Origin of the sequence: Bacillus sp. FSL K6-2869 (genome assembly GCF_040869405.1) — a bacterium.
Classification (GTDB): domain Bacteria; phylum Bacillota; class Bacilli; order Bacillales; family Bacillaceae; genus Bacillus; species Bacillus altitudinis.
This window is the reverse complement of record NZ_CP152035.1, coordinates 245,448-269,054: the sequence shown is the minus strand read 5'-3', so window position 1 is coordinate 269,054 and position 23,607 is coordinate 245,448. Positions and strand designations below refer to the sequence as shown.

At 43.1% G+C, this 23,607-nt stretch carries 20 protein-coding genes; 11 read left to right on the top strand and 9 right to left on the bottom strand.

The genetic code is table 11. The features are described from left to right. Positions 1–205: 205 nt before the first annotated feature. On the top strand, positions 206–1,441 hold the full coding sequence (locus MHI58_RS01475) for a multidrug effflux MFS transporter (RefSeq protein WP_045034639.1): 1,236 nt from the start codon (positions 206–208) through the stop codon (positions 1,439–1,441). Between the two features lie 190 nt (positions 1,442–1,631). Here the strand turns inward: MHI58_RS01475 and MHI58_RS01470 are convergent, their stop codons facing one another. The 4 genes from MHI58_RS01470 to MHI58_RS01455 form a co-directional block, all read right to left on the bottom strand. Beyond that, on the bottom strand, positions 1,632–1,802 hold the full coding sequence (locus MHI58_RS01470; protein ID WP_017360401.1) for a hypothetical protein: 171 nt from the start codon (positions 1,800–1,802) through the stop codon (positions 1,632–1,634). Next, complete coding sequence (locus MHI58_RS01465) at positions 1,799–2,386, bottom strand: DUF1700 domain-containing protein (RefSeq protein WP_045034640.1); 588 nt, start codon at positions 2,384–2,386, stop codon at positions 1,799–1,801. Before MHI58_RS01465 ends, MHI58_RS01470 begins: the two co-directional genes overlap by 4 nt. Beyond that, positions 2,379–2,696, bottom strand: coding sequence for a PadR family transcriptional regulator (locus MHI58_RS01460; protein ID WP_008342169.1), 318 nt, complete (start codon positions 2,694–2,696; stop codon positions 2,379–2,381). Before MHI58_RS01460 ends, MHI58_RS01465 begins: the two co-directional genes overlap by 8 nt. Positions 2,697–3,385: 689 nt before the next feature. Then, the gene (locus MHI58_RS01455) at positions 3,386–4,216 is read right to left on the bottom strand and encodes a YitT family protein (protein WP_025206673.1); all 831 of its coding nucleotides are present in this window, start codon (positions 4,214–4,216) and stop codon (positions 3,386–3,388) included. A 336-nt stretch (positions 4,217–4,552) separates the two neighbouring features. Here MHI58_RS01455 and mmuM point away from each other — a divergent pair, with 336 nt between their 5' ends. The 3 genes from mmuM to MHI58_RS01440 all read left to right on the top strand — a co-directional run bounded on the left by mmuM (position 4,553) and on the right by MHI58_RS01440 (position 7,674). Then, positions 4,553–5,491, top strand: a complete 939-nt coding sequence (mmuM, locus tag MHI58_RS01450; RefSeq protein ID WP_045034679.1) for a homocysteine S-methyltransferase — start codon at positions 4,553–4,555, stop codon at positions 5,489–5,491. Positions 5,492–5,537: 46 nt separating this feature from the next. After that, positions 5,538–6,941, top strand: coding sequence for an S-methylmethionine permease (mmuP, locus tag MHI58_RS01445; RefSeq protein ID WP_045034642.1), 1,404 nt, complete (start codon positions 5,538–5,540; stop codon positions 6,939–6,941). 112 nt (positions 6,942–7,053) lie between these two features. Then, complete coding sequence (locus MHI58_RS01440; protein ID WP_017366532.1) at positions 7,054–7,674, top strand: hypothetical protein; 621 nt, start codon at positions 7,054–7,056, stop codon at positions 7,672–7,674. A 346-nt stretch (positions 7,675–8,020) separates the two neighbouring features. Here the strand turns inward: MHI58_RS01440 and MHI58_RS01435 are convergent, their stop codons facing one another. Together MHI58_RS01435 and MHI58_RS01430 are read right to left on the bottom strand one after the other, a co-directional pair. Continuing rightward, entirely contained in the window at positions 8,021–8,503 is a 483-nt protein-coding gene (locus tag MHI58_RS01435; protein WP_007498435.1) for a hypothetical protein, read from the bottom strand. A 108-nt stretch (positions 8,504–8,611) separates the two neighbouring features. Then, positions 8,612–11,278, bottom strand: coding sequence for a S8 family peptidase (locus MHI58_RS01430; protein WP_045034643.1), 2,667 nt, complete (start codon positions 11,276–11,278; stop codon positions 8,612–8,614). 242 nt (positions 11,279–11,520) lie between these two features. On the opposite strand from MHI58_RS01430, the gene MHI58_RS01425 reads away from it, so the two are divergent. From MHI58_RS01425 to MHI58_RS01400, 6 genes are read left to right on the top strand one after another with little or no spacing between them, the layout of a single operon-like run. Next, on the top strand, positions 11,521–11,979 hold the full coding sequence (locus MHI58_RS01425) for a PTS sugar transporter subunit IIA (RefSeq protein ID WP_007498437.1): 459 nt from the start codon (positions 11,521–11,523) through the stop codon (positions 11,977–11,979). Then, positions 11,976–12,305, top strand: coding sequence for a PTS fructose transporter subunit IIB (locus MHI58_RS01420; protein ID WP_007498438.1), 330 nt, complete (start codon positions 11,976–11,978; stop codon positions 12,303–12,305). The genes MHI58_RS01425 and MHI58_RS01420 overlap by 4 nt, the downstream gene beginning before the upstream one ends. 36 nt (positions 12,306–12,341) lie before the next feature. Then, entirely contained in the window at positions 12,342–13,460 is a 1,119-nt protein-coding gene (locus tag MHI58_RS01415; RefSeq protein WP_017358746.1) for a PTS fructose transporter subunit IIC, read from the top strand. Positions 13,461–13,488: 28 nt separating this feature from the next. Next, positions 13,489–16,152: a mannosylglycerate hydrolase gene (gene mngB / locus MHI58_RS01410; protein ID WP_045034644.1), complete on the top strand. Its 2,664-nt coding sequence runs from the start codon at positions 13,489–13,491 to the stop codon at positions 16,150–16,152. 57 nt (positions 16,153–16,209) lie between these two features. After that, on the top strand, positions 16,210–17,094 hold the full coding sequence (locus tag MHI58_RS01405) for an ROK family protein (RefSeq protein ID WP_073415799.1): 885 nt from the start codon (positions 16,210–16,212) through the stop codon (positions 17,092–17,094). After that, positions 17,091–19,010, top strand: a complete 1,920-nt coding sequence (locus MHI58_RS01400; protein WP_045034646.1) for a BglG family transcription antiterminator — start codon at positions 17,091–17,093, stop codon at positions 19,008–19,010. The genes MHI58_RS01405 and MHI58_RS01400 overlap by 4 nt, the downstream gene beginning before the upstream one ends. A gap of 61 nt (positions 19,011–19,071) precedes the next feature. Here the strand turns inward: MHI58_RS01400 and arr are convergent, their stop codons facing one another. Beyond that, positions 19,072–19,488, bottom strand: a complete 417-nt coding sequence (gene arr / locus MHI58_RS01395; RefSeq protein WP_045034647.1) for an NAD(+)--rifampin ADP-ribosyltransferase — start codon at positions 19,486–19,488, stop codon at positions 19,072–19,074. A gap of 294 nt (positions 19,489–19,782) precedes the next feature. Here arr and MHI58_RS01390 point away from each other — a divergent pair, with 294 nt between their 5' ends. Then, positions 19,783–20,100 carry a hypothetical protein gene (locus MHI58_RS01390; protein WP_035390595.1) on the top strand — a complete coding sequence of 106 codons (318 nt, stop codon included), beginning with the start codon at positions 19,783–19,785 and terminating at the stop codon, positions 20,098–20,100. A 21-nt stretch (positions 20,101–20,121) separates the two neighbouring features. Here the strand turns inward: MHI58_RS01390 and MHI58_RS01385 are convergent, their stop codons facing one another. Both MHI58_RS01385 and MHI58_RS01380 read right to left on the bottom strand, forming a co-directional pair. Then, positions 20,122–21,543 (bottom strand): glycoside hydrolase family 1 protein, encoded by a 1,422-nt coding sequence (locus MHI58_RS01385; RefSeq protein ID WP_368004359.1) that lies wholly within the window; start codon positions 21,541–21,543, stop codon positions 20,122–20,124. Between the two features lie 18 nt (positions 21,544–21,561). Then, positions 21,562–23,421 (bottom strand): beta-glucoside-specific PTS transporter subunit IIABC, encoded by a 1,860-nt coding sequence (locus MHI58_RS01380; RefSeq protein WP_058336293.1) that lies wholly within the window; start codon positions 23,419–23,421, stop codon positions 21,562–21,564. Between the last annotated feature and the right edge of the window lie 186 nt (positions 23,422–23,607).

Here is a 23,607-nt window from a genome sequence, read left to right as displayed (position 1 = left end):
ACCTCCTGTTTGTCTATGAATGGATATACGTATCATGCAATCACTGCATGCCGATGATCTGATTCTTTTCTCTACTCATTCAATGTAAAGAGTCTTCTTTTAAAGATCAATTATTTTGCACGAAATTTTCTTTGAAAATTTTGATTGAAATGGAAAGCTTGATTCATTATGCTGATTTGAGGACGTATACGAGGAGTGTCATCATATGAATTCTTTATCTTATCCCCAAGAATCGAAAAAAAATCGATTCCTCCTTGCCGCGCTTCTTGGCTCTTTAACAGCCCTTGCACCGCTGGCAATGGATATGTATTTACCTGCTTTACCTAATATCGCCCGTGACTTTGAAGCAAGCACGGCGCTGTCTCAGTTAAGTCTCATGGCTTGTTTGATTGGACTTGCGCTTGGACAGCTGATTGCAGGTCCAATCAGTGATACAGTCGGCAGAAGAAAGCCGCTCATGATTGGATTAATCATTTTTATTGCGGCCTCTCTTTTATGCACAGTGGTCACATCAATTTGGACATTCATTCTTTTAAGGCTGATTCAAGGACTTGCTGGATCAGCAGGCATTGTCATTGCACGAGCCATCGTACGAGATCATTATGAAGGCTCAGAAATGACGAAATTCTTTGCTTTGCTCATGTTAGTCAACGGAGTGGCTCCAGCAGCGGCACCGATCGTGGGCGGACAAATGTTACGGTTCACGACGTGGCAGGGTGTGTTTGTTCTGCTAGGAATCCTCGGGGCACTCATGCTCCTAAGATCGATGTTTTCATTGAAAGAAAGCTTACCTGTGGAACGTAGACAGACTGGAGGCTTCAAACAGATCCTAGGTGCGATGAAAATTCTAGCGAGCGATCGACTCTTTGTCGGATATGCTCTCTCACAAGGACTTGTCTTCGCCGCCATGTTTGCGTATATCTCTGGATCACCGTTTGTACTGCAGGAGATTTTCAACCTTTCTCCGCAGGGCTTCAGTGCTGCCTTTGCGGTGAATAGTCTTGGCATCATCACAGCCGGACAAGTATTTGCCCGCGTTGCTGCGAAAATTGGTGAGGAGAAAGTCCTTCGCATTGGGCTGCTGACAGCTGCTTTAGGGGGCGTCACCTTGTGTGTGATGATCTCTATTGATGCAGGGCTTTATGGCATCCTCATCCCGCTCTTTTTTGTGGTCTCTAGCGTTGGGATTGTCGGCACGTCTGCTCCTTCTCTTGCGATGCAACATCACGGTGCGCATGCTGGAAGTGCCGCTGCCCTCATCGGTGTGGCACAAATGCTTCTTGGCGCATGCATGACACCCCTTGTCGGCTTAGCTGGAAGCCAGACTGCCTTTCCCATGGGGCTGATTATTATGCTCTGTGACCTTGGCGCACTTTGCTGTTATTTTTTCTTTGTTGCCAGAGCGAAAAAAGACCCGCATAAGCGGGTCGCAGATTGTTGACAAAGGGCTAAAATGAACTTGATTTTAGCCCTTTGTCTTCTTTTCAGCGTGATAGAAAACCTTTGCAGCCCTAGGAAGGACGAGCATCGGCGCGGAGCGAATTTGACATTCGTGAGCACCGAAGCGCAGGACTGACACCGAATGCGAGGGTTTGTCTACACGCTGAGACCCGCATAAGCGGGTCTTTCATTTATGGCTTGCTCCAATTGATCGTGCGGAACACATTGTACTGGTCATTATTTTGATATGCATCTAGGTCAAAGCCTGAAAGTCCAAAACCAATTGCCATGACAATTCCTCCGGCAACGGTGAAGATGATCCCCCATTTAATGCATTGCTTTTTTAAATCATTCACGTTCATACTCTCACGACCTTCTTTTTAAACATTCCCATGAATGCCTTAGTGGTTTGAACAGTCCCTTGCACAAATAGCTTTGTCAAATACGCCGTGGCTATGCCGCTTAATAATCCGACACCTAATAGAAGAATCCCAACTCCGATCTGCGTCACCACCACATGCAAACCGTCTTGAAAGATAAACGGAGAACCAATGATGCTCCAAAAACCGCCGAGCAGACCAACTAGCGTCACTGTTCCTGTCACGAGTGGAATGCACCAAACCACCATATACACAGAAAGAATCAACAGGAAGACTGTTGCTAGAATGCTGCCCCACAACGGAAAGCCTAAAATGAGGATGGAGAGTCTTGTGGCTTTTTCTCCAAACGTCGGCACCTGAATGGTTTTGATTCCTTGTTCCTTCATAATCCCTTCAGCAATAATGGCAGGGTGACCGACTTGATGAACTGCCTCCTGTTCACTATAGCCATCTTCCTGATAATCCTCGATCATTTCATCGTAATACTCGATGAACCGATCACTTTCTTTTTCGCCTAGACGATGCAGATGCTTCTCTAAGCTAGCTAAAAATTCTTTTTTATTCATTGCCCTGTCCTCCAGAAATAAAGTCGTAAATCGCCATCACTTGATCCCATTCCGCTAAAAATTGCGCGATATGCTCCCGTCCGTTCTTTGTCATCCGGTAGTATTTTCTTAATCGACTGTTATGTTCCTGTGAATAGGTCTCCACATAATTGTTTTGCTCTAACCGCTTTAATATCGGATATAATGTCGATTCTGAAATCTCAATACAATGGGACATATCTTTAATCATTTGATAACCATAGGAATCGCCTTTCTTTAATACCGCCAGTACACAGAATTCAAGTAAACCTTTTTTTAATTGTGCATTCATGATTACAACTCCTAACTATTTATACTATACAATACATAGTATGATGTGACAAGAGGTATCTTTTGCAACTTTTCACTCTCAACGTCCCTATAAATTTTCATTCAGGAAGTTTCTCTTTCTTCAAGGCTTCACCTGATCAAGATAAATCTAGCGTGTGTCTATTGTAGACAACAAACATACACAGGAACGAATATCATAGGAAACAACTCATTTAATCTCTTTATTTTAAAGGGATAAGCTGAATTGTATGGAATTAAGAAGTTCATTCACCATGACTTATCCTTATGAACTTCATACTAAGTTTTACGAACACTCAACTCGAATTAAAGTGATGAGAACGGCTGAAAGTGGCTAGTTCTTTTCACCCCAACCAATACCGAATAATGGTAGACCTTAAAAAACGAGGAGCTGATGACCTTGAAAAAAATGTGGAGTAATTATCTCACTTTAGTCATTACACTAACTTTGTGTTATATCGTGTATTTGTTCATCTTCAAACAACCTTTTACCATTACACCCATCATCCTGTTTGTGGTGGGAGCCGCCATTGCTGAGTGTATACGTTTTTTCTTTCTGAAAAGTAACGAGAAAAAAGATGATACCTTGAAAAAATAGTCCCTTAAACATAAGATCACTCAACATATGAAAAGACACCCCCACTTTATAGTGGAGGTGTCTTTTTTTACTTTTTATATATTCACAAATCCTTCTCCAAACACATCACGCACGTCATGGACAACAACGAATGCGTCTCGATCAATTTTCTTAATGATTTTCTTTAAACGCATCAGCTCCTGTTTTTGAATGACTGCATAGAGAATTTCCTTCGATTCCTTCGAATAATGACCGCGACCGTTTAAAATGGTCACGCCTCGATCCAAGGTGTGATTGATTTCTTCTGCAATATCATCTTTGCATGAAGAAATAATCGTCACTGCTTTTTTCGTGTTAAGCCCTTCTATGACAAAATCCATCACCTTAGTCGCCACATACAGCATCACAATCGTAAACATTAATTTTTCCGCACCAATAATAAAGTAAGAAGCAAAAACAACGATCAGATCAAAGAACAAGATGGCGTAGCTCACGTTCCAGTCTAGATACTTATTCGCAATTCGCCCAAGAATGGCAGATCCCGCTGTTGTACCGCCCGCTCTTAAAACAAGACCAATGCCAATACCAATGATGATCCCTGCGAAAATAGAACCAATGATCAATTCATGGACATTCACCACCCATGTAGTGGTCAAATGTAAAAATAGAGAGTTACTTGCGACAGCTACCACTGTGTAGATCGTGGTCTTCTTGTCCAAGTATTTATACCCCACAAGTAATAAAATCGCATTCAACACAAGGTTTGTCAGCCACGGCGCAATCTCAAACATATAGTAGAAAATGATGGACAGCCCCGTTACGCCGCCTTCACCAAACTCAAGTGGAATGACAAACATGTTCACAGCTGCAGCAAATAAAAAAGAACCAACTAGAATCATTGCAATATCTTTTACACATTTTTTCAATTTCTTCTTTCCTCCTTTTCTAAGCATATAAAAAACCCTCTTTCTGCACGAAAGAAGACAGTCGTTGGACAAAATAAAAATCAAAAGACGGCGCCTTTTGATGAAGCTTTCTGAAATGAACCTTTCCATAATATATATCTCTTTTTAGAGGCTGTCAATGACTTGGTTTTCTATTATTTCAACTGTATGTTTATGCACTCAAACCCGCATGTTTTCAGGGTTTTTCCGTCGTATGATGCTTATTCCTCTCCTTGACAAAAACACTTTAGTCATTTAAACTACTGCCTCATATCATATCCATTATTTCCGATCGACAAAGGAGGCTGTTTGATTTATATGAATCCTATTCAAAGCCGTTTACAGGCTCACACACCATTGATTTTAGATGGTGCACTTGCAACGGAGCTTGAACGAAAGGGCTGTGATTTAAACGACAGTTTATGGTCAGCCAAAATCCTCATTGAACAGCCAGAACTGATTCAGCAAGTACACTTGGACTACTTCCAAGCAGGTGCTGACTGTGCAACAACAGCCAGCTACCAAACGACAATTGATGGCTTTGCTGAAAAAGGCTATACAAAAGAAGAAGCCATCGAATTAATGAAACGATCTGTCACGTTAGCAAAAGAAGCGTGCGAGCAGTTTTGGCAGGATGAGACACAACGTAAAGAGCGGGCAAAACCATTTGTCGCTGGATCTGTGGGGCCCTTCGGCGCTTATTTGTCTGATGGTTCAGAATATAAGGGAAATTACGGACTCACAGAACAGGCGCTCATTGATTTTCACAGACCAAGAATTCAAGCATTAGTAGAGGCTGGTGCAGATATTCTCGCTTGTGAAACCATCCCTTGTCTCATTGAAGCAATCGCTATCGCTAAACTGCTGCAGGATGAGTTCAGCGGTGTATATGCGTGGATTACATTTAGTGCAAAGGATGGTCAGCACATTAGTGAAGGGGATCTGCTGAGAGACTGTGTACAAGCGCTTGAGCCATATGAGCAGATCGCTGCTGTTGGCGTAAACTGTACACCGCCGCAATATATGTCTTCTCTTATTCAGGAGATGAAAAAAGGGACGAGCAAACCAATTGTCGTCTATCCGAATTCAGGGGAATTATATGACCCTGAAGAAAAGGTTTGGAGCGGAGATACGTCTCACCATACATTTGGTGAATGTGCGCAGCAATGGTATAAAGACGGCGCACAAATCATCGGCGGCTGCTGCCGGACGACACCAGAGGATATTACCGATATCTTAAAACAGGCAACATCGTAGCATCATGACTCAACACACATACTTTTAAGCAAAAGGGCGGGAAGACATGGAACAAGCAAAAGATCAGTCACAACAATATCAACGAAAAATGACAAGCCGTCACCTGTTCATGCTTTCTTTAGGCGGCGTGATTGGCACAGGACTCTTTTTAAGCTCAGGATATACGATCAATCAGGCCGGACCTGCGGGAACGATTTTGGCTTATCTGGTTGGGGCATTAATTGTGTACCTCGTGATGCTCTGTTTAGGTGAACTGTCTGTCGCAATGCCGGTTACAGGCGCTTTTCACACATATGCAACAAAATACATTGGGCCCGGCACTGGCTATACAGTGGCTTGGCTTTATTGGCTGACATGGACCGTGGCACTTGGTTCAGAATTTACAGCGGCAGGTCTTTTAATGCAGCGCTGGTTCCCGGACACATCGGTTTGGATGTGGAGCGGTGTTTTTGCGCTTCTCATCTTTTTACTCAATGCTTTTACAGTTAAGTTTTTTGCAGAATCGGAATTTTGGTTTTCTAGCATTAAAGTCATGGCTATTATTCTCTTTATTATTCTTGGCGGAGCGGCGATGTTTGGATTGATTCCACTAAAAGGCGGTGAGGCCGCTCCGTTCTTCTCTAACTTCACTGGAGATGGGGGTCTCTTCCCAAACGGCTTTTTACCGATATTAATGACCATGCTGGCTGTTAATTTTGCTTTTTCGGGTACTGAGCTGATTGGGATTGCTGCGGGCGAAAGCGTCAATCCAGATGAGACCATTCCCCGGGCGATTCGCACGACTGTGCTACGTCTTGTCCTGTTTTTCGTCGGAACGATCGTGGTTTTAGCCGGCTTAATTCCTGTAGAAGAAGCCGGGGTGATCAAAAGTCCTTTCGTTGTGGTATTTGACCGCATCGGTATTCCTTATGCGGCAGATTTCATGAATTTTGTCATTCTGACAGCGATTTTATCTGCTGCAAACTCAGGGCTATACGCCTCATCTCGCATGCTATGGTCCCTTTCTGAAGAACGAACATTACCTAAAAAGCTGGCAAAATTGACGTCAAAGGGAATTCCTTTGAATGCACTCATTTTGAGTATGATTGGGGGCATTCTCTCTTTGCTATCGAGTGTCATCGCACCTGAAACGGTGTATCTGGTTCTTGTTTCAATCTCTGGACTCGCCGTTGTTGTTGTATGGATGGGAATTGCAGCTTCACAGTTCATGTTTCGCAAAAAATTCTTACAGGATGGCGGACAGCTTCATGATTTATCTTTCCGAACCCCGCTCTATCCGGTGGTTCCGATTGCTGCCTTCCTCCTATGCCTTGCATCTGTGATCGGCATTGCTTTTGATCCAAATCAGCGTATTGCTCTTATCTGCGGTATCCCTTTTATCGCACTCTGCTATGCTGCCTATTACATGACAACATGGATTCAGAAAAAACGAGAAAAACCTGGTGTATAGCACCAGGTTTTTTGTTTGTTCCAAAAAAGGATATCACTAGCAAAACAAAGACATTTTGGTATATGATAGGAATCTATGATTTTCAGGATGAATCAAGGGAGCTGTCGTTAATATGGAAATGACCATTACAAGAGCATTAAGTGAACTGAAAATGTTAGATAAAAGAATCAGCCGAACGATTGATGAAGCCGTACTCGGTGGTTTGATCATCGGGAAACATATACAGAACGGATTTCAAAATCAAGAAGAAGTAGAAAAAAAGGCAAAAGCAGATGACCAATCGATTCAAGCATTAATCAAACGCCGAAATGCCATTAAATCAGCCATTGTTGTGTCGAATGCTACGACAACGATTGAGGTGGCGGGTGTTAGTATGACCGTAGCAGAAGCCATTGAACGCAAGACATCCATAGATTACGATATTCGTTATTTACGAAAATTAAAAAAGGTCTACACAGAGCTGGTTGACCGGTCAGAACAAATCAATGAAGATGTGAAAAAGAGACTGGATCAACATTTAGAAACACTATTTGGGAAAGACGGAAAAACACAAGCCGCTGCCAACCAAGAGATCGTCAAGTCATTCCTAGCTGAAAATGAGGCGGCGATCATTGACCCTCTTCGTCTTCGAGTGAAGATTGAACAGCTTTCGAAAGAGATTGAAGATTTCCAAATGGAAGTGGATTTTTCCTTATCAGAAAGCAATACCTTGACAAAAATACAGATCGACTAGTCGATTTTGTTAGTGAGCCGAAAATCGATAGGACTAAACACCTCCGAGGGAAAGGTCATTCCCTCCTCATCTGATGATCATCTTAGGATGATCCATGATAAAAGCTCAAAGCTGAACGTTCAAAGCTGAAAGCTCAAGTATTCAAAGTTCTTATCCATCAAAGCTCAAGATGTAAAGCTCAATGCTCGATCGAATCTGGGAGAAACGGCTCATGAGTGTTTGTTTATCGACTCTTTCGGTTGCCGCCCAGCAGGTTTGCTAACAAAAAGAAAAGGATGTCACTAGCTGACATCCTTTTTTTCTATGAAAACGACAGGGCTTGCGCCAAGTCGCATCTTCTAGCAGATTAGTAACGTGATGTATATGCCAAATGGTACACACTTGTCACATTTGAAGATAGCGTGATGTCATTTGAAGTGAAAGTCACTGGAACGATATCGTAGTAATGTGTAGACCAGCCTGCATTATTGTATGTACGGTAGCCTGCACCTGCAGGAACTTGAATCGTTAGTGAAAATTGTCCATTCTCGTCTGTTGTACCTGTCGCTGTTTGAGCATATGATTTGATTGCTGCTTCAAAATAAAGCTGAATTGGCTGATTCGCCATGAGTTGACCACTTGTGTCCTTTAATGTTCCTTTAAAAGTAGCTGGATAATATGAACCTACACGATATTTACTGCCAGAACCGTAATTGACCATACCACCGTCTGCTGCTGTGACGCCTGTTACTTGTACGGATGCTGGTACTGCTCCTGTTTCCTCTGCATGTGCAAAGCTTGGGAAAACGAGAAGCAATGATAGAAAGAAAGCAAACATGATTTTTTTCATCGATAAATCCTCCTTTTTTTTCCTACTATATTACTATCGACAGTTATTGTCATTTTTCCAGTAAAAAACAAAAAACTTCCCTTTTTATTCAAAAGGGAAGCTACAAGACTATTTTTTCACAACAACTTTCACTGCTTTACTTTCTCTTTTTCTCACATCTGAAGCTGTCACATACAAGACGGTTTTGGCTTTTTGCGGCTTGATTTTAGCCGTAAATGCGCCTTTGCTATTGGTTTTGACCGTTTGAATGACTTTCTTTGATTTGTTCTTCACCTTGATCGTCAAGCCTGCACCCGCAGTTCCTTTGACCGTTTTACTTTTCACTGTTACTCGATTCACCTTTGGCTTAGCTGGCGCTTTGCCCTTTTTCACGACCGTTTTGAGCGAAGTCGCAGCCTTTCCTTTTGACATCTTGATGTGAAGCACTTTATTTTTGTTTTGATGCTTGATCTTCACACTAAAGGTTCCTTTTTTGCTTGCCGTGCCTTTTCCAAGCAGGGTTTTGCCTCTATACACAGAAATGGCAGCGCCGGCTTTCGCCTTTCCTGTCACCTTTTGATGCTGATCTTCTACTTTGTTAACTGATGCGTTTAATTCAACAGCGCTTAACGCGGCAAAAGCATTGAGTCTGCCATGTCCTGTCATCCAATCGATACCCGGAATTTTCGGATCAACAACAGGCTCGTCATATTCATCATAGAAAATGTCATCTGTTCCATCAACAGCTTTAAATGAAATATCATCCGCTGTATTTTGTAAAATATTTCTCACTTGATTTGGTTTCAGGGTTGGATTTTTAGAAAGCAGTAATCCTGCTGCTGCTGCAACATACGGTGTAGCCATTGATGTCCCGCTCAGGTATGAAACATTCCCATCAGGCATTAAGCTTGGGATATCAGACCCTGGTGCAGACATGCTTAATCCTTTCCCATAGCTTGAGAATTCAGCAGCAATATCCATGCGATTGCTTGCCCCAACTGCCATGGCGTACTTGGAAGTCGCAGGATAACCCATTTCTGGAATGCCATCGTTTCCGCTCGCCACTACCACTAATACATTTTTTTGTGCAGCATAGTTCATCGCATATTCAATGACCTTGCTGTAGTAGCCGCCAAGGCTCATGTTGATGACCTTTGCACCTTTGTCCACTGCATGTTTAATGCCAAGAGCAATATGCTCTGTATCTCCATTTCCATACGCATCCAGTACTTTGACTGGGATGATACCTGTATGTTGGTTCAGCCCTGCCATGGAGTAATGATTATCGGCTTTTGCTGCAATGATACCTGCCACATGGGTACCGTGGCCATTGTCATCAATTGCATCTTTATTACGGCCAATCAGATTGGCACCTAAGTCTGTGCGAACCGTTCCGCTTAAATCAGACAAACGGCTGTCGACACCTGTATCCACAACAGCGATTAACGTTTGCTTCATTTTGCTTGTACCAATCAATGTATTCATTTGTTCAAACTTCACATCAGCGCCTTTTTTCCCACTGTTCTGCGCACTGTTTTTCAGCGGCCACTGGTAACCATACTGCGCGTCATTGCTGAGCGCACGATACGTTTGTACAGGCTCTGCAAATTCAACATTCGGCATACTAGAAAGCTTTCTCGCCGTGCTTTTGATCACAGCTGTGCCTGCTTTAAGCGTTTTGCCAGCTGATTCTTTCCCTGCCGGTACATCGTAAACATACATTCCTTTAAATAAAGGATTTACTGACTGAGATGTCACACGGTTTTCTTGAATTCCGTAGCCTTTCATCTTCTTTTTTGCGGATTGAAGCGTTTGACCATCCTTTAATTTAAAGATGATTTTGTTTGTGTTGACCTTTTCTTCTGGAACAAGCTTTTGTTTCTCTAATACATAACCGATCGATTTTCCTTCAAGCTGATCGATTCCTAGTTTTTGCCCCACTGTTTCTAATTCCTTTTTTAAATAGGCTGGACTTGCCTCTTTGAGCATATCAAAAAGGGAACGGATCGCCTGTTGCTCTTTCTCTGTGACGATATGACCGCTGAATGCACCATTTTTCTCTACGTCATTCAGCAATGATTTTAATGTCAGCAAATGATTGTACACCGTTTGCTGCTTTTTTTGATTGTTGATGAGTTTAGATTTGAGAAACGGCTTTGTTTTTTGTAGCAGACGTGTCAGCTTCTGACCATCGGCTGTTTCATTGAATCGTTTGTCTTCGATCGTACGAATGGATTGAAGAATTTCACGTCCATGCTTTTTCTCAATAATGATGATCGTTGGCTCTTCTTCTTCAGGGAAAATCGGTTCAGATGGCGGAAGATTCGCACCTTTATACCCGATTGTATATGCTGCATCCTCTTCCTCATCACGGCTGTCTTCCTCTGAACCTAAATACAGCACTTTGACATAGTAAGGACCTGACCATGCATGCGGGAAGTTGATTTCTGTCTCTCCACTTGCTGTGTCCACACGATATCTCGAATAAGTGTCATCCTTTATCGCTCTATCCTTACTTGGGTAGACCGATACAGATAACACTTGTTTGCTTTTGACAGAAATTTGCATATGTGTATGTTTTGCCACATCATCTGCAGATGGCGTAATTTGGTACCATGACTCTTCTTTTTCATTCTGTAATGTACCTGAGATGACTTCACCATCTTTCAACCCAATGGCTTCATTGACACTTGTGCCTTTACTAACTGCTGATGCTTCGTACCCAGGTAATACAGCCATACATAGAATGATGGCCATGAGTACAACCACACAGGATTTGACCTGCTTTTTAAACATGAAAAGACCCCCTTATCTTTTACAATACCTTGGAAGAATATCACAGAATCCTTTTTAGTAGAATCTATTTTTGACATAATTAAACTCGTTTTAAGCTAGGATTTGAGATATTCAGATGACTAGTCTGATCGCTTCATAAACTTTTTGCCATTTCAAACGGAAAATGATGCTATTTAACCATGTCGAAAAGTACATTACAATCAAATTGTAAGCGCTTAACAAACAAGAGAGAAGGGATCAGCTTGTTCCAAAAAGATCATGTTTTTACACAAGTAAACGGTCGATCAAAGAATGAGATTTTACAATACATTTCCGAGAAAGCTGAAGACCTTCACATTACAGATGATCAGTCAGGGTTATTAACAGATTTGTTGAAACGCGAAGACGAAGTCTCAACAGGACTTCAGCAAGGTTTTGCGATTCCTCATACAAAAAGCTCTGCTGTTCAAACGGCTTCACTTCTCTTTTTAGAACTTGAACAACCCATTGAATGGGGAAGCTTCGACGATTTGCCAACAAGCTATTTATTTACACTGCTCGTTCCACTAGAAGAGGCCAATGTCACACACCTCAAATTACTGTCTGGCATTGCCACAAGTTTAATGGAGCCTGCTTTCATCGAAAAGATTCAACCCGGTCAAACAGCAGACTATTATTACGAAGTCATTGAACAACAATTGAAAGAGGGGATTACACAATGAAAATTGTCGGTGTTACTTCATGCCCAGCAGGGTTAGCTCATACACCAATGGCAGCAAAAGCATTAGAGAATGCGGGTAAACAGCTTGGACACGAGATTAAAATCGAACAACAAGGAATTATGGGACAGGTGAATGGCATTACAGCAGAGGAAGCCAAGCAGGCAGACCTTTGCATTATCGCCTCCAATCAGCATATTAACGACGCTGAACGCTTCTCAGGTATTCCTACTGTTCGTGTCGAAATCGGACGCGCCCTAAAAAATGCCGAGCAAATCATCACAAAAGCCGTTGCGCTGGTTGAAAAGAAAAAATCTGAATCCCAATAAACAAGAGCAATGCCATATAGAAAGGAGCAAAGCAGAATGAAAGCAAAATTAAAAGTCATTGAAGGCCACCTCATGACCGGTATTTCTTATATTCTTCCGGTGATCATCGGAGCTTCACTTATCGTTGGTTTAGCCAAACTAGTCGGGTTAGGTTTTGGTGTGTCAGATTTAAACGCCTATAAAGATGCAGGCGGCATTTTACATGGTGCCTATTTGATGGAACAGGTTGGCTGGACAGGCATTGGCTTAATGAACGTACTGCTCGCTGGCTTTATTGCCTATTCGATTGCGGATAAATCTGGTCTTGCGGCCGGCTTTATCGGCGGAGCTCTTGCCAGCTCAACAAATGCTGGTTTTATCGGCGCCGTCATTGCAGGTTTCTTTGCCGGATATGTCGCTCTCTTTGTGAAAAGAAAAATTCAAATTCAAGGCTCTGCAGCTGGACTCGTCCCTCTGCTCATCTTACCGCTCATTACTGTTGGCTTAACCGGACTTCTCATGTCCGTTCTGCTAGGCGGTCCATTAGGAGCTTTGAACACCGCATTAATTGAATGGATCAAAGGCATGGTCGCAGATGGAACGAGCACACTCGCACTTGCTCTCATTCTAGGTGCCATGATTGGCTTTGACCTTGGCGGCCCAGTGAATAAATCAGCTTGGATGGCTGGTAACGCACTCTTCCTATCAGGTGTCTATCTTCCTGCCATTCTCGTCAATATCGCGATTGTCATTCCGCCGCTAGGATACGGGCTTGCGACATTGATTCGAAAACGCAACTTCTCTCCTACCTTCAGAGAAGCTGGACGAGGCGGCCTTGTGATGGGGATTATCGGGATTACAGAAGGAGCCATTCCCTTTACACTCGTCAATCCTTTGAAATTGATTCCGCTGAATGTCGTCGCTTGTGCTGCAGGAAGCGGGGTTGCTGCCTTATTAGGTGTCCATGACATCATGCCGCCAATTGGCGGACTATACGGATTCTTCTCAGTAGGAAACTGGTGGGCGTATTTAATCGGCGCGCTAACTGGCGCACTTGTTATTGGAATTGGTGCCAACCTACTTGTGAACTTCTCTGAGAAAAAAGAACCCCAAAAGCCCGAACATGATCAGAAGCAGAAAGAAGAAGATGATTTTGACCTTGTGCTAGAAGGATAATTTGAACAAAGAAAGGTGTCGTTACACAATGACTGTCAATGTACATGTGATTCCACATACTCACTGGGACCGGGAATGGTATTTTACCACCTCCCGCTCCCGTATCTACTTAATGAAAAGCGTAATGGACATATTGGACACCCTCGAAACAGATGAACGGTTCCATTACTTCATGCTCGATGCACAAGCATCCTTGCTAGATGATTACTTGAAATGGCGCCCAGAGGATGAAAATCGAATCAAACAGCTCGTCACAGCAAAGCGCCTCATCATCGGTCCGTGGTATACACAAACGGATCAGCTCGTTATTTCTGGGGAATCGATTGTACGGAACCTGCAATATGGGATTGAGCGCTGTCAGCAGTTTGGACATGTCATGAAGGTCGGTTATGTCCCTGATTCCTTCGGTCAATCTGCACAAATGCCTCAAATTTATCAAGGCTTTGGTATTGTCGATACAGCCTTTTGGCGCGGCGTTTCTGATCATATGACGAATCACACAGAATTTAATTGGCGCGGGGCGGATGGCAGTGAAGTGTTTGCAGTGAATCTGCCATTTGGCTACTACTACGGAGGAAATATTCCTGAGAAGGATGAAGACCTGCAAGCCTTTCTTTCTGAAAAAATCGGGGCGCTGCAAGCAAAAGCCACGACAAAGAATGTCTATTTCCCAAATGGCTTTGACCAAGCGCCTATTCGTAAAAACCTGCCTGACTTATTAGAAAAAGCCAATGAAATAGACGAGCATAACTATCAAATCAGCAGTTTAGAAGACTACATTGCAGCAGTGAAAAAAGAGCGGACTTCTTTTGAGACATTAGAAGGAGAACTCATTCATGCCAAGCATATGCGAATTCATAAGTCCATTTTTTCAACAAGAGCAGATTTGAAAATCTTAAACAACCAAATTGAAAACTATCTTGTCAATGTGATGGAGCCGATCCTTACAATCAGTTATTCACTCGGACATGACTATCCGCATGACACGGTGCGTGATATTTGGTACCTCATGTTTGAAAATGCAGCGCATGACAGCATTGGCGGCTGTAACAGTGATACGACGAATCAAGACGTTTTCTTCCGCTACAAGCAGGCAAAAGAAATCGCCGAGAATCTGGTGGACTTACACATGCGTCTCATCGCCATCCGGCTGCAAACTGAGCAAGAAATCACGTTCACTTTATTTAATACACTACCTTCAAAGCGCTCTGAAGTCATTGAAGTCGAAACCTTTATCACAGAACGTCCATTTACACTAAAAGACGCTGATGGACGAACTCTTCACTACACAGTCAAAAGCAAAACCGATGTGACAGATTATGTCTTAGCACAGCAGATTTCACTTAACCCAAGCAAAGAAGTGTACATGCCAAAGCAAGTATGGAAAGCTGTTTTACTCATTGAAGCAGTCGACTTGCCACCCGTTGGTTATACACAAGTCAGCATGGTTTTCGATGAATCTAGTGAATCCATTTTGGAAAAAACAGAAGGTCGTGTCATTGAAAATACGTTTTACCGCATTGCAGCAAATGACAATGGGTCATTAGAAATTACGGATAAACAGACTGGACGAACGTTCTCTGAGCAAATGATCTTTGAAGACAACGGAGATGATGGGGATTCTTATAACTATTCACCACCGCGTGAGGATCTTTATGTATCATCTAAAGATATCTCATCAGCAGACATTACCGTATCGAAAAGCAGTTTACAGGAAGAGCTCACCATCAAGCTTCAATTGACTGTCCCATATGATTTAGAGGAACGTTCGGAGCAAAAGGGGACGACTTCCCTCCCGATCACAGCGAAGGTGGCTTTAAATAAAGATGAAGCGGTCATCCGTTTTCATGTGAATGTTGACAACCATGCGCTAGACCACCGTCTACGGGTACTCTTTGATACAGGTATTGCGTCAAACGTATCACTCAGCGATCAACAGTTTGGCACCATCGAACGTCCAACGGAGCTGACGCAAGAGCTAGAATGGTGGAACAATGAACATTGGGAAGAAAAACCGATTACCATTGAACCCATGCAATCATTTGTTGCACTTCGCGATGAAGCATATGGTGTCTCTCTTTTGACGGACTGCGTCAGAGAATACCAAATCACAGGCGCGGGCTACACAACCATTGCTTACACACTCTTCCGCTGTTTCGGAAAAATGGGGAAAGAAAACCTTCTTTACCGTCCCGGCCGGGCTTCTGGAGAAAAAATCGTGGAAACACCTGATGCCCAGCTTCAAGGATCGCTATCATTCTCCTTTGGCATGCACTATAGCCAAGAAGCGGTAAGTGAAGGACACTTGGCTCAGCTTGCTAAACGTTACACCACCCCGGTTCAGTGCTACGAGCGGGCAGACTTTTTAAACGGTCGTTTAATTTTCTCTTTCCGAGATGAAAAAGAAGACTTACAATCTACTTATAGCCTGCTTGACATTGAAACAGACGGGGCCGTTCTAAGCGCTTTGAAAAAAGAAGAGCATGGAACAGGCATTGTCATTCGTCTCTTCAATCCATATTTAACACGTCAAACAGCCGCTTCAATCAATAGTTCATCTCTACAACATGGAGAAACAGCGAATTTAGGCGAAACACCTGAAGGACATATACTGAAAGCACAACATGGATCATTACACATTGAACCGCTCACACCTTGTCAGGTACAAACCTACATTGTAAAGAAAAAATGAACATGTAGGGGCGGGATCCATTTGGATTCCGCCTCTCTTTAATGGAGGGCATTGATCATGCGAATTGGAGGCATCGAAGCAGGCGGTACAAAATTTGTCTGCGGCTACGGAACAACAGACGGAACGATTGAACATATGACTTCCTTTGCAACAGGGAACCCAGAAGAAACATGCCGGCAAGTGATCGAATACTTTACAGAGCATCCAGTTGATGCGATTGGCATAGGCGCATTCGGACCTGTCGATGTAAAAGAACACAGCCCCAGCTATGGAACGATTCTCGAAACACCCAAAACAGCTTGGCGCCAATTTCCATTACTCTCAACCTTAAAACAAGCACTCGGTCTCCCTATGAAGCTTGATACGGATGTGAACTGTGCGGCGCTCGGTGAAGCTCGTTTTTCAACGGAAACAGACAGACCAAATTCCTTGATCTATATCACGGTTGGGACGGGAATCGGCGGCGGTGCCTATATTGAAAACCGCCTCATTCACGGACTGCTTCATCCAGAAATGGGACATATCACCGTTCAGCGCCACCCTCATGACACCTATGGGGGCTGCTGCCCGATCCATCATGATTGTTTAGAGGGATTGGCATCTGGACCTGCCATAGAAGGCCGCTATCATACATTGGCACAAATGCTGCCAGAGGAGCACCCTGCCTGGTCACTTCAAGCTTATTATCTTGGGCAAATGACCGCAAATTTATTACTCACCCTTTCACCAGAACGCATTATTTTTGGTGGAGGTGTCATGAAACAGCCGGCCTTGCTGCCGCTCATCCTTGAAGAAACAGACGAGCGGCTTCATGGTTACTTACAACTACCAAAGCCATTAAATGAAATCGTCACAAAGCCTTCCTTTGACGGATTATCTGGTTTAATGGGAGCCATCGCCCTTGGAGCTGATGCCTTAAAGGAACAAGGAGCGGCGCAATGATGATGACGGCAGATACTCGAACCTACCAGCTCATTCAGCGGCTATTTGAAACGAAAGGGTTCGTGAAGCTGGAGGAGCTCACTGCCTCTTTTCGCTTATCTGACCGCTCCATCCGCAATTTAATCAAAGAAGCAAACGAGCTGTTAACACAAGCTGGAGCCATGATCAAGACCATCCGCGGGAAAGGGTATACGCTCTTAACAAGTGACCAAGACGCTTTCCTGCTTTGGCTCCATCAGCAAAAGCTTCCTGCCCGCTCTCTCGTACCCGTCATGCCAGAAGAGCGCATACGATTTATGATGAGAAAACTATTGCTTCAATCAGACTACTTAAAAATTGATCAATTAGCAGAAGAATTGTTCATCAGCCGTATGACGGTCAGCAGTGATTTAAAAAAAGGACGGGAGCTGTTAGCCCGTTACGGTATGACCCTTGTCTCAAAGCCTGGATTTGGCTTAAAAGTAGACGGATACGAATTGCAAAAAAGGACGTGCTACGCAGACTTACTGCTTGAAGAAGAACCCGCCCTATCTCATATAACTGAGCGGGAACAGCTTCATTTCCCTGACATTTCACTTGAAACCATTCGATCCATTGTGCTGACAAATCTATATCAAGAATCACTGCTCATTAAAGATATTGCCCTAAAGAATTTAGTGATTCACTTAGCGATTGCCATTCAACAAACGCAAAAAAAACAGCGGATACCCGCCAGTACTACTCACACACAAAGACCGCCAGTGTTAACAAGAATCGCTCAAAAGATCACGCATCAAATAAGCGACACGTTTCATGTCACCTTATCAGAGGATGAAACAGATTACTTGGTGATGCATCTCTTAGCGAATCAAACGTGGAAAGAAATTGATGAGCACCAAACGACAGAAGAAGTACGTCAGGCGGTGACACGATTTCTCCAGCACATTGAAAAAACAAGCGGTCATCGTTTTGTAGATGACGATATCCTGCGTCAAGATTTGATGCTGCATATGAAGCCATTATTAAATCGAATTCAATACGGCGTGTCTTTACAAAATCCGCTTTTGCATGAGATCAAAACATCTTACCCTTATCCGTTTGATTTGGCCGTCAGCGGACTCAATGCCTTACAGCTGGTGCGGACGCCAAATGAAGATGAAGCGGCATATGTTGCCTTACATATTGCTGCTTCATTTGAAAGAAGTCATCTTGACACCTCACAAAAAAAGAGGGCCATTATTGTATGCGGGTCTGGACTAGGAACGGCACGTCTGCTTGAAATTAAATTGAAGGCGGCCTTTCAACATGAGCTTGAGATTGTTGAGCTTTATTCTTATCAGGATTACGCTTTTAGCACCACTTTGCCATGTGATGTGATTATTACAACCGTACCTCTCGCACCAAAGGGGAAACCAATCATTCAAGTGAATGCTTTTTTTGAACATCATGATGTCCAGCGTGTGAGTGAGGTCATTCACCTGTTAAACGGACACGGTGCCCCTTCGCAGGAGCTGATGGCTTTTTTCCAAGAACGATTGACCTTGTTGGATGTGAACCTTTCAAGCAAAGAAGAGGTATTAGATACGCTTTGCAGCCGGCTGGAGGCGTATCAGCTTGTTTCATCTTCTTTTCGTTCCTCCGTGCTGGAGCGGGAGCAAATGTCATCGACCTATCTTGGCAAGGGGATTGCAATGCCTCACCCGCTCATCACAAATGAAGGCACCTCCTGCGTGGCAATTGCACGATTGAAACAGCCAATTGATTGGCAGGGCGATCAAGTATCTCTGATTTTCTTGTTAGCCATTCAGAAAGATGACGCTGCCTGCATGAATCAATTTTTTGAACAAGCTGTCGATTTGTTAGACAGTCCTGACCGCCTTCACTCCTTGACACATGCAAGGACATTTGATGAGCTGATGCATGTCCTGTTTCAATAGCACATAAGGCCGCCCAAGTGAAATCGGGCGGCCTTTTATTCATCTATTCCTCACATACGAATCAATCGTATATGACATTTTTTCCTTCTTCCCTTAACTTTTTCAACGACGTCAGCATATGGTTGATTTCTTCATCGGAATGTCTTTCCCAAGCGCCTAATTCTGCGACAATTTTCAAAGGGGATTTCGATCGATAGGAACGGGTCGGGTTACCGGGAAATTTTTTGTCAGTCAAATTCGGATCGTCTTCAAACTCGCCTGTCGGTTCTACAACATAAATTCTCTCTTTTGCATCAGACCGGGCTAATTCAGCTCCCCATTTGGCTGCGTTTAATGTTCCAGTAAAATAGATGTGGTTCGATTGTTTATCCTGATAGTTGGATAAATGCAACGGTTCAAGCAGGTTCCCAATCTTCAATTCCGCTTTCGTCCCATGAAAAAACGGCCCAGGATCTAAAACATCTTTCTTGTCATTCATACAGCCACATCCCTTATCGTTTTTGACTTGCGTATAACAGTATACGGGCTGATGTGGGCGGAAAACAGTCTATAAATGAGATGAAATTCGGGGTATAATGATAGTAGAGAGTAAGATGTGATCGGTAAACTCCAGCAAGTTGAAAAAACAGCAAGCATACATACAAAGCAGTCTTCTTGAAAGAGATAAAAAGCTGTTAGACGCCATAAAAGCCAAAGAGACGTTTGACGTTTTATGTGGTTGGCGTGTTGGCACATAATCAATTAAATTCTTCAGGAAGGGTGTAATGAGAGAATGAAAGATAGAGATAAGATTTGTCATATATATGCTCAAAAAAGTTGGCATATGGATTCTTATATTATTGGTAATCGTGAGGGTTTAATAGAATTAAAGAGTGCTATTGACCAAGCATTGAAAAGTAATGTTGGTCAAGCTGAATTGTTCCCATCAGATTTAGAGGATTATACAACTTACGTTGCTTTAGTTGATGATAAGGAAGAATTGGATTCACTTATTATGCCTTACACTGATGAGGATAATGATGATGAAAACTTGATACATCCAGTTGATATAGTTACAAGTCATGAAGAGAAAAAAACCCCTAAAAATTAGGGGTTTTTTAGTGTGATATTGTTACTTCCCGATGTTCTCTCCATTTTGCTCGATCAATGTTTCATACCAATAAGAGCTCTTTTTCCGAATTCTCTTCAGGTCTTTCAGGTCAAATTCATCACGGTTGACGTAGATAAAACCGTAGCGTTTTGAGCAGCCTTGGTGTGTACTGATTAAGTCGATGGCTGACCACGGGCAGTACCCGAATACCTCAACACCGTCAGTGATCGCCCATTTGATTTGTTCAATATGTTTTTCTAGATAATCAATTCGATAATCATCCTGAATCGATCCATCCGCTTCTAACTTGTCAAAAGCGCCTAACCCGTTTTCCGTAATAATAAGAGGCAGCTGATAGCGGTCGTAAATCTCACGCATCGTTGATCGGAAACCGGTAGGGTCAATCTCCCAGCCAAATGCATTTTTACTTAAGAACGGGTTGTTGCCGCCTTTGTAGACGCCATCTTCACCAGATTTTAAATGCTGATCTCCGCCGCGGGCAAATTCATCATTGCCATCTCCTTTACTCGCTTCAACCGTTTGAGATGTGTAGTAGTTAAAGGCAATGAAGTCTGGTTTTGCACTTTTCAAAATATCCATATCTCCCTCTTCAATCACAGGAAGAATGTCTTTTTCCTTCATGTATGCCCATGCAAGGTTGTTATAACGACCGAATACCGCCATATCAAGATATAGCCAGTTGCGGATCGCATTGTAATTAGCCGCAGCAATGACATCCTCAGGTTTTGGAGATGCCGGGTAAATTAGGGCAATGTTTGGCGCTGGTCCGATTTTCGCATCAGGCAGCAAACGATGACAAAGCGTCATGGCTTTCGCCTGTGCCACAAGCATATGGTGGTTCTGCTGATATAGTTCTTTTTTCGGATTTTCTAAATTTGGATCCAGTGTACCTAGAGCTGATCCATGTAAGATCATCATGTTTTGTTCATTAATGGTCAACCAATATTTTACCTTCTCGCCATACTCCTGGAACAAAACCTCCGCATAACGTTCAAACGCATCGACTGTCGAACGATTTGACCAGCCGCCTTTCACTTGAAGCGCATGAGGTAAATCAAAGTGATACATCGTCACAATTGGTTCAATGTCATAGCGGCGCAATTCATCAATGAGAGAATGGTAGAAGTTAATTCCCTTTTGATTGATCTCCCCATCTCCATCTGGAATGATACGTGTCCATGCAATGGAGAAACGATAAGCTTTCAAGCCCATTTCTGCAAACATCTTCACGTCCTCTTTATATCGATGATAGTGATCGCTGGCTACCTTAAAATCAGTTGTTCCTTCAGGATAGCTTTCTCTCATATCAATGACTGAAGGTCCCTTGCCATCCTCGTTCCATGCACCTTCTACTTGATAGGCGGAAGTCGATCCGCCCCAGAAAAAGTCTTTTGGAAATGGTGCTAGTGTTGAATATCTCATGATTATGTCCTCCCTTTCTTAAACTAAGTGTAAAAATGATTGTCCTGGTGTCACTTGTTTTTCTTCTGTCTCAATGATATCGCTAAATTCACCGGAATTGGTAATAATCACAGGTGTTGTGACAGAAAGACCTGCTGCTTGAATGGCCTCAATATCAAACTCCGCAAGCAGTTCACCTTCTGTAATGGTTTGGCCCTGCTCAACCTTCGGCGTAAAATGACGGCCCCCAAGTTGTACAGTATCCAGTCCAATATGAATGAGTACTTCTGCTCCGCTTTCAGAGGTGAGACCGTATGCATGTCCTGTTGGGAATACCGTTGTCACGACTCCAGTTACTGGTGCAAACAACTTGCCTTCTGATGGAATAATGGCTGCACCCTTACCTAATGCGCCAGATGAGAAGGCTTTATCCTGCACCTCTTCTAGCTTGATGACTTCGCCAGATAAAGGACTTTTCACATGAGCTGCTTTGACACCATGTTCATTTTCAGATGCTGGTACAGAACTAGTTGCAGGAGCATCTTCTTCATCCACAGGATCTTTGAATCCAATCAAATAGGTTAAGACGATTGAAAGGACAAATGAAACGGAAATTCCGATTAAGAATCCTGTAAATCCTTGACCATAGAAGATCGGAAGTGTCAGTAAACTCGGAAGACCTGACGCGATCGCAATACTTTGTGAATAACCGATAATGGCACCACCGACACCGGCAGAGATAACCGCTGCAATAAATGGTTTTTTCAAACGAAGTGTGACGCCGTATACAGCAGGCTCTGTAATTCCAAATACAGCAGAAACCGCTGTTGATCCAGCTAATGATTTCAGCTTTTTGTTCTTTGTTTTCAGCATAACACCGATGGAAGCACCGGCTTGTGAAAATACAGCTGGCGCAGTAGCCGGCTTAATATGATCTTTTCCATGAACCGCAATATTATTTAAAATGACTGGCACAAGCCCCCAATGGATACCGAAGATGACAAGAACCTGCCATGCCATCGCAATTAAAGCACCGGCAAGTGTAGGGCTAAAGGAGAATACTTTCAGCAGGACGGCTGCAATTCCGTTCCCTGCATACACACCAAATGGTCCAAATACGATCAGCGTCAGTGGAACGACCGTGACCAGTAAAATCAGTGGTGTAATAAAGTTTTTCACACTTTCATGAATGACTTTGTTAAAGAAACGTTCGATATATCCCATCACAAACACTGCCAAAATAATCGGGATAACCGTTGATGTATAAGACATTAAGACAACCGGAATGCCGAAGAACGACACATCTCCGCCGCCTTTTGTGAGCTCTTGAATAGTCGGGTAGATCAGTGCACCTGCAATCGTCACAGCGACAAATGGATTCGCTTTAAACTTCCTAGCAGAAGTGAATGCGAGTAGCAGCGGCAGGAAGTAGAACAAGCTGTCTGATGCGGCAAATAAAATTTGATACGACGTATCTTCAGGTGATAACCATTTTGCATTGATACAGATGCCTAGAAGTCCTTTTAAAATACCGGCACCCGCCATAACACCTAGAAGCGGTGTGAAAATTCCAGAAACAATGTCGACGAATTTTCCGAAAAGACTTGTACTTTCTTCACTTGATCTAGCAGATGAAGAAGTGGAATCCTCTAATAGATTCGTAAACTCCCCAATCTCTCGATATACCTCTGGTACGGTGTTGCCGATGACCACCTGAAACTGGCCGCCGCTTTCCATGACAGTCACCACACCATTTAATTTTTCAATGGCCGCTTTATCTGCTTTTGATCTGTCATTTAATGTGAAGCGAAGTCTTGTGGCACAGTGAACCAATGAATGAACATTTTTCTCTGTCCCGATATGTTTGATAATGTCTTCTGCTAATTGACGATGACTCATACAAAAACCCCCTTTTTTTCAAAAAAATACGTTTTTAGGCAAAATAAAAACCTAAACGGGCACCAAAAATAGTCGCAACTTGCTATTGCGCTTTTTCAGTGAACGTTTAGGTTTTGCCTGCCGAACAGTCACAATCCTCTAAGACGATCATTGTGAAACCGTATTCTTTTATGTTTATGAGCAAAT